Annotated in this window: 15 protein-coding genes; 10 read left to right on the top strand and 5 right to left on the bottom strand. The window is 71.7% G+C overall.

Going from position 1 to position 17,214, the window contains the following annotated elements; all coding sequences use genetic code 11:
- Positions 1-53 precede the first annotated feature (53 nt).
- The 4 genes from BJ961_RS32785 to BJ961_RS32770 all read left to right on the top strand — a co-directional run bounded on the left by BJ961_RS32785 (position 54) and on the right by BJ961_RS32770 (position 6,789).
- The gene (locus BJ961_RS32785; RefSeq protein WP_271416387.1) at positions 54-1,865 is read left to right on the top strand and encodes an ABC-F family ATP-binding cassette domain-containing protein; all 1,812 of its coding nucleotides are present in this window, start codon (positions 54-56) and stop codon (positions 1,863-1,865) included.
- Between the two features lie 262 nt (positions 1,866-2,127).
- Positions 2,128-3,918 (top strand): outer membrane protein assembly factor BamB family protein, encoded by a 1,791-nt coding sequence (locus tag BJ961_RS32780; protein WP_271416386.1) that lies wholly within the window; start codon positions 2,128-2,130, stop codon positions 3,916-3,918.
- Between the two features lie 79 nt (positions 3,919-3,997).
- A complete protein-coding gene (locus BJ961_RS32775; protein ID WP_271416385.1) occupies positions 3,998-5,926 on the top strand; it encodes an outer membrane protein assembly factor BamB family protein in 1,929 nt (642 codons plus the stop codon).
- Between the two features lie 188 nt (positions 5,927-6,114).
- Positions 6,115-6,789 carry a helix-turn-helix transcriptional regulator gene (locus tag BJ961_RS32770; protein WP_271416384.1) on the top strand — a complete coding sequence of 225 codons (675 nt, stop codon included), beginning with the start codon at positions 6,115-6,117 and terminating at the stop codon, positions 6,787-6,789.
- A 420-nt stretch (positions 6,790-7,209) separates the two neighbouring features.
- On the opposite strand, the gene BJ961_RS32765 is transcribed toward BJ961_RS32770, so the two are convergent.
- Together BJ961_RS32765 and BJ961_RS32760 are read right to left on the bottom strand one after the other, a co-directional pair.
- Positions 7,210-7,518, bottom strand: a complete 309-nt coding sequence (locus BJ961_RS32765; protein WP_271416383.1) for a hypothetical protein — start codon at positions 7,516-7,518, stop codon at positions 7,210-7,212.
- Positions 7,519-7,539: 21 nt separating this feature from the next.
- Positions 7,540-9,228, bottom strand: coding sequence for a sodium:solute symporter family protein (locus BJ961_RS32760; RefSeq protein WP_271416382.1), 1,689 nt, complete (start codon positions 9,226-9,228; stop codon positions 7,540-7,542).
- A gap of 190 nt (positions 9,229-9,418) precedes the next feature.
- Here BJ961_RS32760 and galT point away from each other — a divergent pair, with 190 nt between their 5' ends.
- Genes galT through galK form a run of 3 tightly spaced genes read left to right on the top strand, consistent with a single transcriptional unit; the run spans position 9,419 to position 12,641 of the window.
- On the top strand, positions 9,419-10,477 hold the full coding sequence (gene galT, locus BJ961_RS32755; RefSeq protein WP_271416381.1) for a galactose-1-phosphate uridylyltransferase: 1,059 nt from the start codon (positions 9,419-9,421) through the stop codon (positions 10,475-10,477).
- Positions 10,477-11,442 carry a UDP-glucose 4-epimerase GalE gene (gene galE, locus BJ961_RS32750; RefSeq protein ID WP_271416380.1) on the top strand — a complete coding sequence of 322 codons (966 nt, stop codon included), beginning with the start codon at positions 10,477-10,479 and terminating at the stop codon, positions 11,440-11,442. Before galT ends, galE begins: the two co-directional genes overlap by 1 nt.
- 35 nt (positions 11,443-11,477) lie before the next feature.
- Positions 11,478-12,641 (top strand): galactokinase, encoded by a 1,164-nt coding sequence (gene galK, locus BJ961_RS32745; RefSeq protein WP_271416379.1) that lies wholly within the window; start codon positions 11,478-11,480, stop codon positions 12,639-12,641.
- A gap of 5 nt (positions 12,642-12,646) precedes the next feature.
- Here galK and BJ961_RS32740 read toward each other — a convergent pair whose 3' ends face one another.
- On the bottom strand, positions 12,647-13,102 hold the full coding sequence (locus BJ961_RS32740; protein ID WP_271416378.1) for a GNAT family N-acetyltransferase: 456 nt from the start codon (positions 13,100-13,102) through the stop codon (positions 12,647-12,649).
- 232 nt (positions 13,103-13,334) lie between these two features.
- Between BJ961_RS32740 and BJ961_RS32735 the strand changes: the two genes are divergently transcribed.
- Positions 13,335-14,108, top strand: a complete 774-nt coding sequence (locus BJ961_RS32735; protein WP_271416377.1) for a response regulator transcription factor — start codon at positions 13,335-13,337, stop codon at positions 14,106-14,108.
- 70 nt (positions 14,109-14,178) lie between these two features.
- On the opposite strand, the gene tamR is transcribed toward BJ961_RS32735, so the two are convergent.
- Complete coding sequence (gene tamR, locus BJ961_RS32730) at positions 14,179-14,676, bottom strand: MarR family transcriptional regulator TamR (RefSeq protein ID WP_271416376.1); 498 nt, start codon at positions 14,674-14,676, stop codon at positions 14,179-14,181.
- Positions 14,677-14,795: 119 nt separating this feature from the next.
- Here tamR and BJ961_RS32725 point away from each other — a divergent pair, with 119 nt between their 5' ends.
- Together BJ961_RS32725 and BJ961_RS32720 are read left to right on the top strand one after the other, a co-directional pair.
- Entirely contained in the window at positions 14,796-15,632 is an 837-nt protein-coding gene (locus BJ961_RS32725; protein ID WP_271416375.1) for a trans-aconitate 2-methyltransferase, read from the top strand.
- The gene (locus tag BJ961_RS32720; RefSeq protein WP_271416374.1) at positions 15,629-16,009 is read left to right on the top strand and encodes a VOC family protein; all 381 of its coding nucleotides are present in this window, start codon (positions 15,629-15,631) and stop codon (positions 16,007-16,009) included. The genes BJ961_RS32725 and BJ961_RS32720 overlap by 4 nt, the downstream gene beginning before the upstream one ends.
- Before the next feature lie 12 nt (positions 16,010-16,021).
- Here the strand turns inward: BJ961_RS32720 and BJ961_RS32715 are convergent, their stop codons facing one another.
- Positions 16,022-17,197 (bottom strand): CaiB/BaiF CoA transferase family protein, encoded by a 1,176-nt coding sequence (locus BJ961_RS32715; protein ID WP_271416373.1) that lies wholly within the window; start codon positions 17,195-17,197, stop codon positions 16,022-16,024.
- Positions 17,198-17,214 lie beyond the last annotated feature (17 nt).

The following is a 17,214-nucleotide window of genomic DNA, read 5'->3' as shown; positions in this document are numbered from 1 at the left end:
CCCCCCGGAGGGCCTACGCTTGAAGGCTGATCGATCCCCCAGTCAGGAGAGAAATGGCCGTCAATCTGGTCAATGTCGAGAACGTCAGCAAGGTGTACGGCACCCGTGCACTCCTCGACGGCGTGTCCCTCGGCGTCTCCGAGGGGGACCGCATCGGCGTCGTCGGCCGCAACGGCGACGGCAAGACGACCATGATCCGGATGCTGGCCAGGCTGGAGGAGCCCGACACCGGCCGGGTCACCCACTCCGGGGGGCTGCGGCTCGGTGTGCTCACCCAGCACGACTCCCTCGACCCCGCCGCCACCGTCCGCCACGAGGTCATCGGCGACATGGCCGACCACGAGTGGGCGGGCAACGCCAAGATCAGGGACGTGCTGACGGGACTCTTCGGCGGGCTCGACATGCCGGGGTTCCCGCAGGGCCTGGACACCGTCATCGGGCCGCTCTCCGGTGGCGAGCGGCGCCGGATCGCGCTCGCCAAGCTGCTCATCGAGGACCAGGACCTCGTAGTCCTCGACGAGCCCACCAACCACCTCGACGTCGAGGGCATCGCCTGGCTCGCCCAGCACCTGCGCGAGCGGCGGTCCGCCCTCGTCTGCGTCACCCACGACCGGTGGTTCCTCGACCAGGTCTGCACCCGCATGTGGGACGTGCAGAAGGGCGACGTCTACGAGTACGAGGGCGGCTACTCCGACTACGTCTTCGCCCGCGCCGAGCGCGAGCGCATCGCCGCCACCGAGGAGACCAAGCGGCAGAACCTGGTCCGCAAGGAACTGGCCTGGCTGCGGCGCGGGGCGCCCGCACGCACGTCCAAGCCCCGCTTCCGCGTCGAGGCCGCCAACGAGCTGATCGCCGACGTGCCGCCGCCCCGGGACAGCGGCGAACTGATGAAGTTCGCCTCGTCCCGGCTCGGCAAGACCGTGTTCGACCTGGAGGACGTCACCGTCCAGGCCGGTCCCAAGGTGCTGCTCAAGCACGTCACCTGGCAGCTCGGCCCCGGCGACCGCATCGGCCTCGTCGGCGTCAACGGCGCCGGGAAGACCTCCCTGCTGCGCGCCATGACCGAGGCCGCCCGCAGCGACGGCGAGCAGCAGCCCGCCGGCGGGCAGGTGCGGGTCGGCAGGACCGTCAAGCTGGCCTACCTCTCCCAGGAGGTCGCCGAGCTGGACCCGGACTGGCGGGTCCTGGAGGCCGTGCAGCGTGTGCGCGAGCGCGTCGACCTCGGCAAGGGCCGCGAGATGACCGCCGGGCAGCTGTGCGAGACCTTCGGCTTCGGCAAGGAGAAGCAGTGGACGCCGGTCGGGGACCTGTCCGGCGGTGAGCGGCGGCGGCTCCAACTGCTGCGCCTCCTCATGGACGAGCCCAACGTCCTCTTCCTCGACGAGCCCACCAACGACCTCGACATCGAGACCCTGACCCAGCTGGAGGACGTCCTCGACGGCTGGCCCGGCTCGATGATCGTCATCTCCCACGACCGCTTCTTCGTCGAGCGCACCACCGACCGGGTCTTCGCCCTCCTCGGCGACGGCGCGCTGCGCATGCTGCCCCGCGGCATCGACGAGTACCTGGAGCGGCGGCAGCGCATGGAGGAGACCGCCGCGGCGAACGCCCCGGCCCCCGTGGCGAAGGCCGCCCAGGCGTCCGAGAAGAGCGCCGCCGACGTACGCGCCGCCAAGAAGGAGCTCCAGAAGATCGAACGGCAGCTGGACAAGGTCTCCCAGAAGGAGACCAAGCTGCACGCCCGGATCGCCGAGAACGCCACGGACTTCGCGAAGGTGGCCGAACTGGACGCCGAGCTGCGCGAACTCGTGGGGCAGCGCGACGAGCTGGAGCTGCGCTGGCTGGAACTGGCCGAGGACGCCTGAGCCCCTGCGCGCGGCGGGCGCAGGCGGTGTAAAGAGCACGTGAAGGGTCGTAACAGAGGCATCACGGGCCGGTTCTCCCTTGGGAACAGCGGCGGACGCGGCCCGGTGGGGGGTCGGTCGCGGGTGATAGAAAGGCGGTCCGAGGACTGTCCGAGGGCGGTCCCGGGCATCTCCAACCATCGCCTTCGACGACTCCGGGGCCAGCGCGTGACCCGGGGCGTGGCTAGAAATCAGTGAGTAAGCAATAAGGGGGAACGCGCTGATGAGCCAGCCGCCGAATCAGCCGCCGCAGCCGGGTGGCTTCGGAGCACCGCAGGACCCACCGCCCGGAGGTTTCGGGGCACCGCACAATCCACCGCCGGGAGGTTTCGGGGCGCCCACCCCGCCGCCCCCGCAGGGCCCGCCGCCACAGCAGCCGGGTTACGGATATCCGCAGCAGCCCGGCCCGCAGGGCCCGTACGCCCAGCCCGGACCATACAACTCCGGGCCCTACGCCCAGCCCCAGCAGCCGGGGCCGTACGGTCAGCAGCCCGGTTACGGGTATCCGCAGCAGCAGTACCCCGGTGGGCCCGGCGCCCCCGGCACCCCGCCGCCCGGCGGTTCCGGGTCCCGCAACCCCTTCAAGGGCAAGCCCGCCCTCGCCGTCGGCGCGGCGGTCGCGGCCCTGCTCGTCATCGGCGGCAGTGTGTGGGCCGTCACCGCCGGCGGTGGCGACGACCAGGACAAGAAGCCCGTCGCCGGCAAGAGCGACGACCCCAAACCCTCCGGCTCCCAGGGCGGCGCACCCGTCAACCCCGGTGACGGCAGCGGCGACGGCGGCGAGGACCCCGAGAACCTCAACGAGGGCCGCCAGGACGGCGAGGCCCAGGTGCTCTGGTACAAGGAGGCGCCCGACGCCCCCGGTTCCGGCGCCGACGCCAACGGCATGTGGGTCACCGGCAAGGCCGCGGTGAAGGCGGCGTACAAGCAGGTCTTCGCCTACAACGTGGCCGACGGCAAGCCCGCCTGGCAGCCGATCGCCTTCCCCGAGAAGATCTGCGCGGTCACCCCGCAGAAGACGGCCGCCGACAAGATCGTCGTCGCCTACATGAGCGGCTCCAGCGACCGCGCCAAGTGCAACAAGCTCCAGGAGATCGACCTCGCCACCGGCAAGAAGGGCTGGTCGCAGGAGGTCGCCGACGGCGAGCTGTTCGACTCCACGCTCTCCCTCGAACTCTCCCTCAGCGGCACCACGATGATCGTCGGCCGCTCCCAGTCCGGCACCGCCTACGACGTCACCAGCGGCAAGAAGCTGTACGAGAAGAAGAAGTACGGCGACGCCTGCTTCCCCGCCGGATTCGCGGGCAGCGCCAGCAAACTCGTCCAGGTCGCCTCCTGCGGCGCAGGCGGCAACAACGCGCACGACGAGATCCAGGGACTCGACCCGAAGACCGGCAAGGTCCTGTGGACCTACCCGTACGAGAAGGGCTGGCGGGTCGCCCGCGCCTACTCCGTCGACCCGCTCGTCGTCTACGCCACCAACGAGGACAAGAAGGTCTGGAACATCTCCAGCTTCACCTCCGCCGGCAAGGTCCTCGAACAGGTCGGCGTCGACGAGGAGTTCGCTCCCGAGTGCGGCTGGGCCATCCTCGAACGCGACCTCCAGGGCTGCACGGGCGTCGCGGTCGCCGCGGGCACCCTCTACCTGCCGACCGAGGCGACCAGCGGCGCCAACGAGATCGTCGCGATCGACCTCGCCTCCGGCAAGGAGAAGTGGCGCACCAAGTCCCCCGCCGACGAGCCGATGGTGCCGATGAAGGTCGAGGGCGACCAACTCGTCGCCTACGTCCAGCCGTCCTACGACGCGGGCGGCCAGGTCGTGTCCATCCCCACCGGGGGCAGCGACCACAAGCCGGCCAAGCTGCTGCAGAACCCGCAGGGCGTCGCGGACATCGAGAACAGCTTCTACTCCAAGGAGATCGACTGGGTGGACGGGCGGTTCTACATCTCCAGCACCCGTCTGACCGGAAACGACGAGTCGAAGGAGAAGTTGATGCTCGCCTACGGCAAGTGACCTCTTCCTCCGCCTCTCCGGCCGCCGTCGCGCGGCCCGATCCGTCCCCGCCGTCTCCGCTCCACGAGGTGCTCACGTCATGACCCAGCCGCCGCCCCCGCCACCCCACCAGCCACCGCAGGGGGGCGGCTTCGGGCCGTCCCAGCCCCAGCCGCCGCAGCCGCCCACGCCGCCCTCCGGACCCGGCCAGGCTCCCCAGCCCGGCTACGGCTACCCGCAGCAGCCCGGGGGTGCCCCGCAGACACCGCCGCCCGCGGCTCCGTCGACCCCGCCCGCGGGTCCGCCGCCGCAGCAGCCGGGGTACGGGTTCCCGCAGACGCCGCCGCAGCCGCAGCCCGGGTACGGGTTCCCGCAGACCCCGCCCCAGCCGCAGCCCGGGTACGGGTTCCCGCAGACCCCGCCCCAGCCGCAGCCCGGGTACGGCTACCCCGCCCAGCCCGGTCCGTACGGGCAGCCGACGCCGCCCGGGGCGCCGCAGCAGCCGGGGTACGGATACCAGCAGCCGACCATGCCCATGCAGCCCCAGGCCGCGGGGCCGGGCGGCGGCCGGAAGATCAACGCGCAGCTGGCGATCATCGTGGCGGCCGTCGTCGCGATCGCGCTGATCATCGGCGGTGGCGTCTGGTACGCCGGCTCCTCCGACGACGGCGGCAAGGACGACACCGCCACCTCCAGCGGCGGCAAGGGCGGCGGGGGCGGTACGGAGGAGAAGGGCGGCGACGGCGGCACCTCCGCCGGCGGCACCGAGAAGACACCCTCCGACCCCGCCTCCAAGGTGCTCTTCCAGGTCCCCATGCCCGCGGTGAGCAAGGACAACAGCACCGTCGTGGTCTCCGGCTCCTGGCTCACCGACAAGGTGTACGCCAAGAGCGGCATCGCCGAGGTCGTCGGCTACGACCCCGCCAAGGGCACCAAGAAGTGGACGATCAAGCTGGACGGCCCCGTCTGCGCGACCACCCGGCACGTCACCGACGACAACAAGACGGCCATCATCTACCAGCCCGCCATGCCGACCAAGGCGGAGCGCTCGCACGGCTGCAGCCAGATCGCGGTCCTCGACCTGGACGCCGGGAAGAAGATCTGGACGAAGACCGCCGGTGACCAGCCGATCTCCTTCGACAACATCACGATCAGCGCCGACACCGTCGCCGTCGGCAGCAGCGACGGCGGCGTCGCCTTCGCCGTCGCCGACGGCGCCACCCGCTGGTCCCCGAAGGCGACCGACACCTGCTACGACGCGGGCTACGGCGGCGGCGAGAAGCTCGTCGCGGTCCGCAAGTGCGGCACGTACAAGGCACGGGAACTGCACATCCAGACCATCGACCCGACGAACGGGAAGGTGATCTCCGAGTACAAGATGGCCAAGGGCATCGAGTACGCGGGCATCGTGTCCACGAACCCGCTCGTCGTCTCCGCCGACATCGGCGACTCCGCCGGGGACGGCAGCGGCATCTCCGACTTCTTCTCCATCGACAACAAGACCGGCAAACTCCTGACCCGCATCTCGGCGCCGGGCGAGCAGTTCGCGGCCAGCTGCGACAACATCACCAAGACCGAGGAGTGCTCGGGGCTCGCGGTCGGCGACAACCGGCTCTACATTCCGACCGAGGAACACGAGAGCGGCGGCAAGACCTCCACCCGGGTCAACGAGGTCGTGGCCTTCGACCTGACCACCGGCAAGCAGACCGGGCAGCGCGCCGACTCCGGCGACGACTACACGATCACCCCGCTGCGCATGGACGGCGGCAACGTGATCGCCTACAAGCGTCCGCCGTACGACAAGGGCGGCCAGATCGTCAGCATCGACGGCGGGTCGTTCAAGCAGACCACGCTGCTGGAGAACCCGGCGACCGAGGCCGTGCGGGACGTGGAGTCCAGCATGTCGCCGGAGTACGCCGAACTGATCTACTCCCAGGGGCACCTGTACATGTCCCAGGTGTACGCCAGTGAACTGACCTCCTCCGACGAGAAGGAGTACCTGGCGATCGGGTTCGGTGCCGGCGGCTGACGCCGTCCACCGTCCCGTGGGTGTCCGTCGCGGCCCCGCCCCCACCCGGGGGCGGGGCCGTTTCGCGGGGGATTTCGGTGCTCCGGGGCGGTTCTCGCCGGTAGGGGCAGCGCGAGGTCGGGCAACCGTGTAGCTTCCGGGGACATGCCGGGGGCATGCCGGGGACTGGGTGACTGGGGGGTTGCTCCATGGGAGTACGGCTCATGGTGGTCGACGATCACCGACTGCTGGCCGAGGCGCTGGCGTCGGCGCTGAAGCTGCGGGGGCACCGGGTGCTGGCCGCGGCGGCGCCGGCCGCGGGGGCGGCGGACCTGGTGATCAGCCGGGCGCCGGAGGTGTGCCTGCTGGGCACGGCGACACCGGCCGAGCCGGGGATCTTCGATCCGGTGGTGCGGGTGAAGCGGGAGCGTCCGCAGGTGGCCGTGCTGGTGCTCGGGCCGGTGCCGAGCCCTCGGGGGATCGCTGCCGCGTTCGCGGCGGGGGCGTCGGGGTACGTCCGGCACGACGAGCGCATAGAGGGCGTGGAGCGGGCCATCATGAAGGCGCGGGCCGGTGAGGCGGCGGTGGCGCCGGCACTGCTCCAGGGGGCCTTCGGTGAGCTGCTGAACCCGGCGGCGCAGCCCGACGACGAGGGGCAGCGGCTGTTGCGGATGCTCACGCCGCGGGAGGTGGAGGTGCTGGTGCGGGTCGCGGACGGGGAGGACACGCGGCTGATCGCGGCCGGCATGGGGATCGCTCCGTCCACGGCCCGTACCCACGTGCAGCGCGTCCTGATGAAACTGGGGGTGGGCTCCCGGCTGGAGGCGGCGGCGCTGGCGGCGCGGACGGGGCTGCTGGACCGGGCGGGGGCCTCCGGCGGTTGAGCGGGGTGCCTGCGGCGGGCTGTGCTTGGTCGGTGGGGTGCGGGTGCCTGCGGCGCCTGTGCGGCTTCGGTGGGGTGCGGGTGGTGCCTGCGGCGCCTGTGCGGGTGGGGTGCGGGTGGTGCCTGCGGCGCCTGGTGCGGGTTCGGTGGGGGTGCGGGTAGCGCGGTGCGGCCGGTGGGGGGTCGGGGCCGGGACGGGGGTGTCCGTCCTCGGAACGGCGCGGAATCGGTCGCTTGAAGAGGCTCGTGGCGTTGACGCGCCAACCGCTGCGGGCGGACACCCCCCGACCCGTCCCCTTCCCGCCGTACGCGGCTGACCCTCGCCCCTCTCCGGTGCCGCTTTCCGCCGTACGCGGCTTTCCGCCGCCGTGCCGCCCCAGCTGCGGGCAGTCGTGCTGCTGGGGCGGGACGGGGGCCGGGGCTACTCCTTCCCGGGCTCCTCCAGTGACGGTGTCGGTGGAGCGGTGGGGCGGAGCTTCAGCCAGGCCAGGAAGAAGAGGCCCAGGATCAGCATCCCCAGCCCGGTCCACAGGTTGATGTTCACACCCTGGGCCTTGTCGATGTCGTCGTCGGACGCGGCGAATCCCGCGATCGTCACGATGACGCCGTAGACGGCGAAGAGGCCGCCGATGATCCGTCGGATGTCGAACAGCCGCGCGGCCGTGACGGACTTGGTCTCCAGCTCGGAGACCTCGTCGTGGACGTTCTTTTCGGAGTGGGAATCAGACATGTTCTCTCCATCCTCCCGCGGTCAGAACGAGAACGGGATGTAGCAGGCGGCGGCGAGGACGACCGCGCCCCAGCCCAGCAGGGCCGGCTTGCGGTACCACGCGTCGTCGCCCTCGGCGGGCGCCTCGGACATGCCGGGGGAGGTGGTGCCGTAGACCAGGCCCTGGAGTTCGCTGACCGGCTTGGGCCGGGTGAACAGGGAAACGGCGACCATGACGACCGCACCGGCGACGAAGCCCGCGATCGCGGAGACGAAGTTGGCGCCCTGGTCGGAGGGGATGTCGATGATGCCCTGCTTGTAGATGACGAAGTAGTTCACCATCGCGGCGGTCGTGCCCGCGATCAGGCCCCAGAAGCCGGACTTCATCGACGCGCGCTTCCAGAACATGCCGATGATGAAGACCACGAACATCGGGACGTTGAAGAAGGAGAAGAGCGTCTGGAGGTAGCTCATGATGTTGGAGAAGGAAGAGGCCAGGAACGCCGTGCCGATGGAGGCCAGGACGCCGATCACCGTGATCAGGCGGCCGAAGCGGACGTAGTAGCCGTCCTCGCGGTCCTTCACCACGTACTTCTGCCAGACGTCGGTCGTGAAGACGGTGTTGAAGGAGGAGATGTTGGCCGCCATGCCCGCCATGAAGGCGGCCAGCAGACCCGTCACCGCGATGCCGAGGACGCCGTTGGGCAGCAGTTGCTGCATCAGGTACGGGATCGCGTCGTTGTACTGGAGGTCCGAGCCGGGGGTGCCGATCTTCGGGACCAGGACCGCGGCGACCAGGCCCGGGATCATGACGACGAAGACGATGAAGATCTTCGGGAAGGCCGCGATCAGGGGCGTGCGCTGGGCCGCCGAGAGGTTCTTCGCCGACAGGGCGCGCTGCACCTCGGCGAAGTTCGTCGTCCAGTAGCCGAAGGAGAGGACGAAGCCGAGGCCCAGGACGATGGTCAGCCAGTTGGCGCCCAGCGGGTTGTCGCTGCCGATGCCCGTGCCGCCCCACGCCGTCATGAAGTCGGAGCCGTGGGACTGGGAGAGGGAGTCGGACAGGCCGTCCCAGCCGCCGACCTTCTTCAGGCCGAGGATGGTGATCGGGATGAGGCCCGCCAGGATCACGAAGAACTGGAGGACCTCGTTGTAGATGGCCGAGGACAGGCCGCCCAGGGTGATGTACGCCAGGACGAAGAAGCCGGCGACCACGATGGCCACCCACTCCGGCCAGCCGAGCAGCGCCTCGACGACGATCGCGAGGGCGTAGAGGTTCACGCCGGCGATCAGGATGGCGGCGATGGCGAACAGGGCCGAACTCAGAAGGTGGGAGGCCTTGTCGAAGCGCAGGAGGAGGAACTCCGGGACCGAGCGGACCTTCGAGCCGTAGTAGAACGGCATCATCACCAGGCCCAGGAAGACCATCGCCGGGATGGCGCCGATCCAGTACCAGTGGGTCGTGTAGACGCCGTACTGGGCGCTGTTGGCGGCCATGCCGAGGATCTCGGTGGCGCCCAGGTTGGCCGCGACGAAGGCGAGGCCGGTGACCCAGGCGGGCAGCGAGCGGCCGGACAGGAAGAAGTCCAGGCTGGTCTTGACGGAGCGGCGGGCGGCGAAGCCGATTCCCAGGACGACCAGGAAGTAGATCCCGAGGATCGTGTAGTCGAGCCAGTTGGTGGGGAGTCGAAGCTCTGCGGCTAGGTATGTGGGGTTTGTGGGGGTCTGCATTAAGCACTCGCTTCGTTCGCGAACTGATCCGGAGCGGAACCTACGCCTCCGCGTTCATGAATTGAACCGTTGTGGTGATGAAGTTTGTTTGATCGTGATGAAGCGCGTGGGTGGTGGGTTGTGATGTGTTATGTTTGATTGTGTTGGGTGAGTGGCGTGGCGTCAGGGATGGGTGCAGAGGAGTGCGGCAGTGAAGAAGACCTCGACCCGGCTGGCCGACGGCCGCGAGCTGGTCTACTACGACCTGCGTGACGACACCGTGCGCGACGCCGTGGACCGCCGTCCGCTGGAGCGGACCGTCACCACGTCCGAGGTGCGTCGCGACCCGCTGCTCGGCGACTCCGTCGCCGTCGCCTCGCACCGGCAGGGGCGCACCTACCATCCGCCGGCCGACCAGTGCCCGCTGTGCCCGTCGGACGGGGAGCGGCTGAGCGAGATCCCGGACTCGGCCTATGACGTCGTGGTCTTCGAGAACCGTTTCCCCTCGCTGGCCGGCGACTCCGGCCGCTGCGAGGTCGTCTGCTTCACCTCCGACCACGACGCCTCCTTCGCCGGCCTGAGCGAGGAGCAGGCCCGGCTCGTGCTCGACGCCTGGACGGACCGCACCTCCGAGCTGTCCCATCTGCCCTCCGTTGAACAGGTGTTCTGCTTCGAGAACCGGGGTGCCGAGATCGGAGTGACGCTGGGTCACCCGCACGGGCAGATCTACGCCTACCCCTTCACCACCCCCCGCACCGCCCTGATGCTGCGGTCACTGGCCGCCCACAAGGACGCGACCGGCGGGGAGAACCTGTTCGACGCCGTCCTGGCGGAGGAGCTGGCGGGTGAGCGCGTCGTCCTGGAGGGCGAGCACTGGGCCGCCTTCGTGCCGTACGCCGCGCACTGGCCGTACGAGGTGCACCTCTACCCGAAGCGGCGGGTGCCCGACCTGCTCGGCCTCGACGAGGCGGCGCGCACGGAATTCCCCGAGGTGTACCTGGAACTGCTGAGGCGCTTCGACCGGATCTTCGGCGAGGGCGAGCCGCCGACGCCCTACATCGCGGCCTGGCACCAGGCGCCGTTCGGGCAGCTCGACGAGTTCGACGGTGTGACCCGTGACGACTTCGCCCTCCACCTGGAACTTTTCACTATCCGCCGTACGTCCGGCAAGCTGAAGTTCCTTGCGGGCTCCGAGTCCGGCATGAACGTGTTCATCAACGACGTGCCGCCGGAGCGCGCGGCCGAGCGACTGCGAGAGGTAGCGAGTTGATGAGCGGGAAGTACCTGGTGACCGGTGGGGCCGGATACGTAGGCAGTGTCGTGGCCCAGCATCTGCTGGAGGCCGGGCACGAGGTCGTCGTCCTCGACAACCTCTCGACGGGATTCCGCGAGGGCGTGCCGGCCGACGCCACGTTCGTCGAGGGCGACATCCGCGACGCCGCCAAGTGGCTGGACGGCTCGTTCGACGGCGTGCTGCACTTCGCCGCCTTCTCGCAGGTCGGCGAGTCGGTCGTCAAGCCCGAGAAGTACTGGGACAACAACGTCGGCGGGACCATGGCCCTGCTGGAGGCCATGCGGGGCGCGGGCGTGCGGCGGCTCGTCTTCTCCTCCACCGCCGCCACCTACGGCGAGCCGGAGCAGGTCCCGATCGTCGAGACCGCGCCGACGAAGCCCACCAACCCGTACGGCGCCTCCAAGCTGGCCGTCGACCACATGATCACCGGCGAGGCGGCGGCCCACGGCCTGGGCGCGGTCTCGCTGCGCTACTTCAACGTCGCGGGCGCGTACGGCGCCTGCGGCGAGCGCCACGACCCCGAGTCGCACCTGATCCCGCTGGTCCTCCAGGTGGCGCAGGGCAGCCGCGAGGCGATCTCCGTCTTCGGCGACGACTACCCGACGCCCGACGGCACCTGCGTCCGCGACTACATCCACGTCGCCGACCTGGCCGAGGCCCACCTGCTGGCCGTGGCGGCCGCCGCCCCGGGCGAGCACCTCATCTGCAACCTGGGCAACGGCAACGGCTTCTCCGTCCGCGAGGTCGTCGAGACCGTGCGGCGGGTGACGGGCCACCCGATCCCCGAGGTGGTGGCCCCGCGCCGGGGCGGCGACCCGGCGGTCCTGGTCGCGTCGGCGGACACCGCCCGCGAGAAGCTGGGCTGGAACCCGTCCCGCGCGGACCTCGCGGGCATCGTGTCGGACGCGTGGGAGTTCGCGCGGCGGCGCGCGGGCCAGTAGACAACGCAGTCACCGGAAGGGCGAGGGGTCAGGGCATGGGCGAGGCTGTCGCGGAAACCGTCGGCGAGCGGTTCCGGGAGCTGTACGGGGCGGACGCGGAAGGAGTGTGGGCGGCGCCGGGCCGGGTGAACCTCATCGGGGAGCACACCGACTACAACGACGGCTTCGTCATGCCGTTCGCCCTGCCGCACCAGGCCGTCGCGGCCGTCTCCCGGCGCGACGACGGCATCCTGCGCCTGCACTCGGCGGACGTCGCGGCCGGCCCGGTCGAGCTGCGCGTCGCCGACCTCGCCCCCGGCTCCGACACGTCCTGGACCGCGTACCCCTCGGGCGTCGTCTGGGCGCTGCGCGAGGCGGGGCACGAGCTGACCGGCGCCGACGTGCACCTGGCCTCCACGGTCCCCTCGGGCGCGGGCCTGTCGTCCTCCGCGGCCCTGGAGGTCGTGGTGGCACTGGCGCTGAACGACCTGTACTCCCTGGGGCTGCGCGGTTGGCAACTGGCCCGCTTGTGCCAGCGCGCGGAGAACGTCTACGTCGGCGCCCCCGTCGGCATCATGGACCAGACGGCGTCCGCCTGCTGCGAGGCGGGCCACGCCCTGTTCCTCGACACCCGCGACCTCTCCCAGCGGCAGATCCCCCTCGACCTCGCCGCCGAGGGGATGCGCCTGCTGGTCGTCGACACCCGGGTCAAGCACTCCCACAGCGAGGGCGAGTACGGCAAGCGCCGCGCGGGCTGCGAGAAGGGCGCCGCGCTGCTGGGCGTCGACGCGCTGCGCGACGTGCCGTACGCCGGGCTGGACGCGGCGCTGGAGCGGCTGGGCGACGAGGAGGAGGTGCGCCGCCTGGTCCGGCACGTGGTGACCGAGGACGAGCGCGTCGAGCGGGTGGTGTCGCTGCTGGAGTCCGGCGACACCCGGGCCACCGGCCCTGTCCTGGTCGAGGGCCACGCCTCGCTGCGCGACGACTTCCGCATCTCCTGCCCCGAGCTGGACCTGGTCGTCGACACGGCCCTGGACTCCGGCGCCCTCGGCGCCCGGATGACCGGCGGCGGCTTCGGCGGCTCGGCGATCGTCCTGGTGGAGGCGGGTGACGTGGACGCCGTCACCAAGGCGGTCGAGGACGCCTTCGCCGCGGCGGGCCTCAAGACCCCGCGGGTGTTCGAAGCGGTGCCCTCGGCGGGGGCGCGGCGCCTGGTCTGAGCAGGTCAGCCGAGCCGCTTCACCAGCGTGTACTCCGTGATCCCCGGCGGGTAGTCGGGGATCACGCACACGACGTCGTAGCCGCGCCTCGTGTAGAAGCCCGGGGCCTGGAACTCCCAGGTCTCCACCCGGGCGGCGGCGCAGCCGCGTTCGGTGCGGGCGGTGCGTTCCGCCTCGTCGAGGAGGGCCGAGCCCAGGCCCGCGCCCCGGTGGCCGCCGGCCACCCACAGGTACGTCACGTGCAGCCAGGTCGCCCAGGTGTGACCGACCAGGCCGCCCGCCAGGCCGCCCGCCTCGTCCAGCACCCACACGTGCAGCGGGAATTCGCGTTCGTGAGGGGTTCCGCGCAGGGAACGCAGGACGGAGGAGGCCGCCGTGTTCGTCTCCCGCAGGCGGGTGCGCAGCAGATCGCGCCGTTCCTTGTCGACTTCTGTCACAAGACGAAACATGCGGCTCACCATAAACGCGCCGGAGCGTCAGTTCTGCAAATAGCCTTCCGCTGCAGGCGCCCACCCGTACTCTGATGAGCAGCACCGGTGGGGGCCGGTGCCGTTCAGGGGGCGAGACCGCCGGGCACAACAGCACAGCTGGATGCGGGGCCCTGGGCGTCGTACCCGTGCCGGTGCCGTCATCCGAGGACGGACAGACGATGGGTGTCCCCTGCTCCACGCGGAGCTCGGGGGAGGGGGTTTCGTGGTTCGTGTCCGAGTCCTGGTCGTCGACGACCATCGCATCTTCGCCGAGTCGCTCGCGGCCGCCCTGGCCGCCGAGCCCGACGTCGACGTCTCCGCGGCCGGCAGCGGTCCGGCCGCACTGCGCTGCCTGGAGCGGGCCGCGTCCGAGGGACGCCGGTTCGACGTGCTGCTCGTCGACGCCGACCTCGGCGGCCACGTGCCCGGCGTCCGGCCCGCCGCACCCGTACGGGACGGCAGTGAGGACGGGCTGGTCGACGGGATCTCCCTGGTCGCCGGGGTGCGGTCGGGGCAGCCGGGCGTACGGGTCGTCGTCCTCGCCGAGAAGGACGACCCCGGGCGGGCGGCCCTCGCCCTGGGGGCCGGAGCCTCCGGGTGGGTGGCCAAGGACTGCTCGCTGTCCCGGCTGCTCAGCGTCATCCGGGGCGTCCTGCGCGACGAGACGCATCTGCCGCCCGCCCTGCTCACCGGCGTCCTGCGCGAGCTGACCGCCGCCCGCAAGCACCGCACCGAGAGCGAGCTGCTGGTGGAGTCGCTGACCCCGCGCGAGCGCGAGGTGCTGCGCTGCATGGTCGCCGGGCTCGGGCGCAAGGCGGTCGCCGAGCGGCTGTACCTGTCCCCGCACACGGTGCGCACCCACATGCAGAACGTGCTGGGCAAGCTGGGCGTCCACTCCACGCTGGCCGCGGTCGCGCTGGCGCGCAGGGCCGGGGTGGGGCCGGCCGACCTGGGATCTTCCGGGCGGATCGGGCCGCAGGAGAGCAACAGCGCCTGAGGACACCGACGTGCGTCCGGCCCCGCGCCCGGTGTGCGGGGCCCGGCCGGGAGTGCCTCGGTGGAGTGCCTCAGCCGGGGATGTTGTCGAACGGTGCGGTCAGCTGGCGCAGCAGTGCCGCCAGTTCGCTGCGCTGGGCGCGGGAGAGCTCGCCCAGGATGGCGCGCTCCTGGGCCAGCAGGCCCGCCAGCGACTGGTCGGCGCGGTCCTGGCCCTCGTCCGTGAGCCGGACCAGGACACCCCGCCGGTCGCTGGGGTCGGGCAGGCGTTCCACCAGGCCCTTCTTCGCCAGCCGGTCGATCCGGTTGGTCATCGTGCCGGACGTGACCAGGGTCTGGGTGAGGAGCTGCCCCGGCGAGAGCTGGTACGGGGTGCCCGCGCGGCGCAACGCCGTCAGCACGTCGAACTCCCACGGCTCCAGCTGGTGTTCGGAGAAGGCCAGCCGACGCGCGCGGTCCAGGTGCCGGGCCAGCCTGCTGACGCGGCTCAGCACCTCGAGCGGTTCCACGTCGAGGTCCGGGCGCTCCCGGCGCCACGCTGCGACCAGCCGATCGACCTCGTCCTCCATGACGATCAGTGTAGTGGTTGTGTCGACGTGAAGTCTCTTGATGTCGATTATCTTGACGTCGAGATACTTTCGGGGTGACGCTGGGTACCCCTCCCGCACGGACACCCTCTGGAGGCTCCATGCCCGCCACCGCCCCCACCTGGGACCCCGCCCAGTACCTGCGCCACGCCGGCCACCGCGCCCGCCCCTTCACCGACCTCCTCGCCCGGATCGAGGACCTCCCCGCCGACCGGCCCCGCATCGCCGACCTCGGCTGCGGGCCCGGCAACGTCACCGTCCTGCTCGCCGACCGCTGGCCCACCGCCCGCATCACCGGCTACGACAACTCGCCCCAGATGCTCGAACGGGCCCGGCGGCACACCGGCCCCACCCCCGGCGGCGGCCACCTCGACTTCGCCCCCGCCGACGCCCGCACCTGGACCCCCGACGAGCCCTGCGACCTCCTCGTCAGCAACGCCACCCTCCAGTGGGTCCCCGGCCACGTCGACCGCTTCCCCGACTGGATCGACCACCTCGCCCCCGGCGGCACCCTCGCCCTCCAGGTGCCCGGCAACTTCGACGCCCCCAGCCACCGCCTGATGCGCGAACTCGCCGACTCCCGGCGCTGGCGGGACCGCCTCGCCGGGGTCCTGCGCCACGACGACGCCGTCCTCACCCCCGAGGGCTACCTCGCCCACCTCACCGCCACCGGCTGCACCGCCGACGTCTGGGAGACGACATACGTCCACCTGCTGCCCGGCGACGACGCCGTCCTCGACTGGGTCAAGGGGACGGGACTGCGGCCCGTACTCGCCGCCCTCGACGACGACCCGGAGGCACGCGACGCGTTCGTCGCGGAGTACCGGGCCGTCCTGCGCGCCGCCTACCCCGCCAGGGAGCACGGCACCCCGTTCCCCTTCCGCCGCGTCTTCGCCGTCGCCCGCAAGCCCGCGGCACCGAGGACGGCGGACCGGTGATCACCGGCCTCGACCACGTGCAGCTCGCCGCGCCGCCCGGCTCCGAAGGGGCACTGCGCGCCTTCTACACCGGTGTACTCGGCATGACCGAGCTGCCCAAGCCGACCGCGCTCGCCGCCCGCGGCGGCTGCTGGTTCGCCGCCGGTCCCGTCCGGCTCCACCTGGGTGTCGAGACGACCGGCTTCCGCCCCGCCCGCAAGGCCCACCCAGGGCTGCGGGTCACCGGGATCGACGCCTGCGCCGCCCGCCTGGAGGCCCACGGCACCCCGGTCACCTGGGACCACGCCCTGCCCGGCCACCGCCGTTTCCACTGCGCCGACCCGGTCGGCAACCGCCTGGAGTTCCTGGAACCGGACGGACCCGCCCCGTGGCCGTGACCCCGGCCGGGCTCACACCACGCCGTCCGCGGCGAGCGCGTCGACGTCCTCCTCCGACAGCCCGAGACCGCCGAGTACGGCGCGCGTGTGCTCGCCCAGCGCCGGGACCGCCTCCATGCGGGGCGCGTCCCCGGTCGGGCCGGGCGGCGCCAGCGCCGGGACGGGGCCGACCGGGGTGGGCACCTCGTGCAGGCGTCCGCGCGCGGCCAGCTGAGGGTGGTCCCACACCTCGGCGAGCGTGTTCACCCGGGCGTTGGCCACCGGCACCGCGTCGAGCAGCGCGATCGCCTCCGCCGCGGTCAGCTCCGCGAACCGGGCCGCGACCAGCTCGCCCAGCGCCTCCCGGTGCGCGTCGCGGTCCGCGTTGGTCGCGTAGTGCGGATGCCCGGCCAGCTCCGGACGGCCCAGGAAGCCCGCGCAGAAGCCCCGCCACTCGCGCTCGTTCTGCACCGCCGTCATCACGACCTTCCCGTCGCGCGCCGTGAACGGCCCGTACGGACAGATCGTCGCGTGCGCCGCGCCCGCCCGCGGCGGCGGTTCGCCACCGTCGACGGCGTAGTACAGCGGGAAACCCAGCCACTCCACGGTGGCCTCCAGCATTGACACGTCCAGATGCGCGCCCCGGCCCGTCCGGCCGCGCTCCAGCAGCGCGCCGAGGATCGAGCTGTACGCGTACATCCCGGCGGCGATGTCCGACACCGGGATGCCCGCCTTGGCCATGCCGTCCGGCGTGCCCGTCACCGACAGCAGCCCCGCCTCCGACTGCACCAGCAGGTCGTACGCCTTGCGGTCCGCGTAGGGGCCCGGCGTGCCGTAGCCCGAGATGTCGCAGACGATCAGCCCCGGATGCGCCGCCCGCAGCTCCCGCGCGCCCAGCCCGGCCCGGGCCGCCGCCCCCGGCGCCAGGTTCTGCAGGAAGACGTCGGCGCCCGCGACCAGCCTGCGCAGCAGCTCCAGGCCCCGCGGATCCTTGAAGTCCAGGGTGACGGACTCCTTGTTGCGGTTGACCCACACGAAGTGCGAACTCAGACCCCGTACCCGGGAGTCGTACGCCCGCGCGAAGTCCCCCGCCCCCGGACGCTCCACCTTGATCACCCGCGCGCCGAGGTCGGCGAGCTGCCGGCTGGCGTAGGGAGCGGCGACCGCCTGCTCCAGCGAGACGACCGTGACTCCGCGCAGTGGCTGCATGTCTTCCGTTCCGGACG

It is taken from the genome of Streptomyces lienomycini, from assembly GCF_027947595.1.
Classification (GTDB): domain Bacteria; phylum Actinomycetota; class Actinomycetes; order Streptomycetales; family Streptomycetaceae; genus Streptomyces; species Streptomyces lienomycini.
Note: the sequence above shows the minus strand (reverse complement) of the source record. Positions and strands in the feature narration are given on the sequence as shown.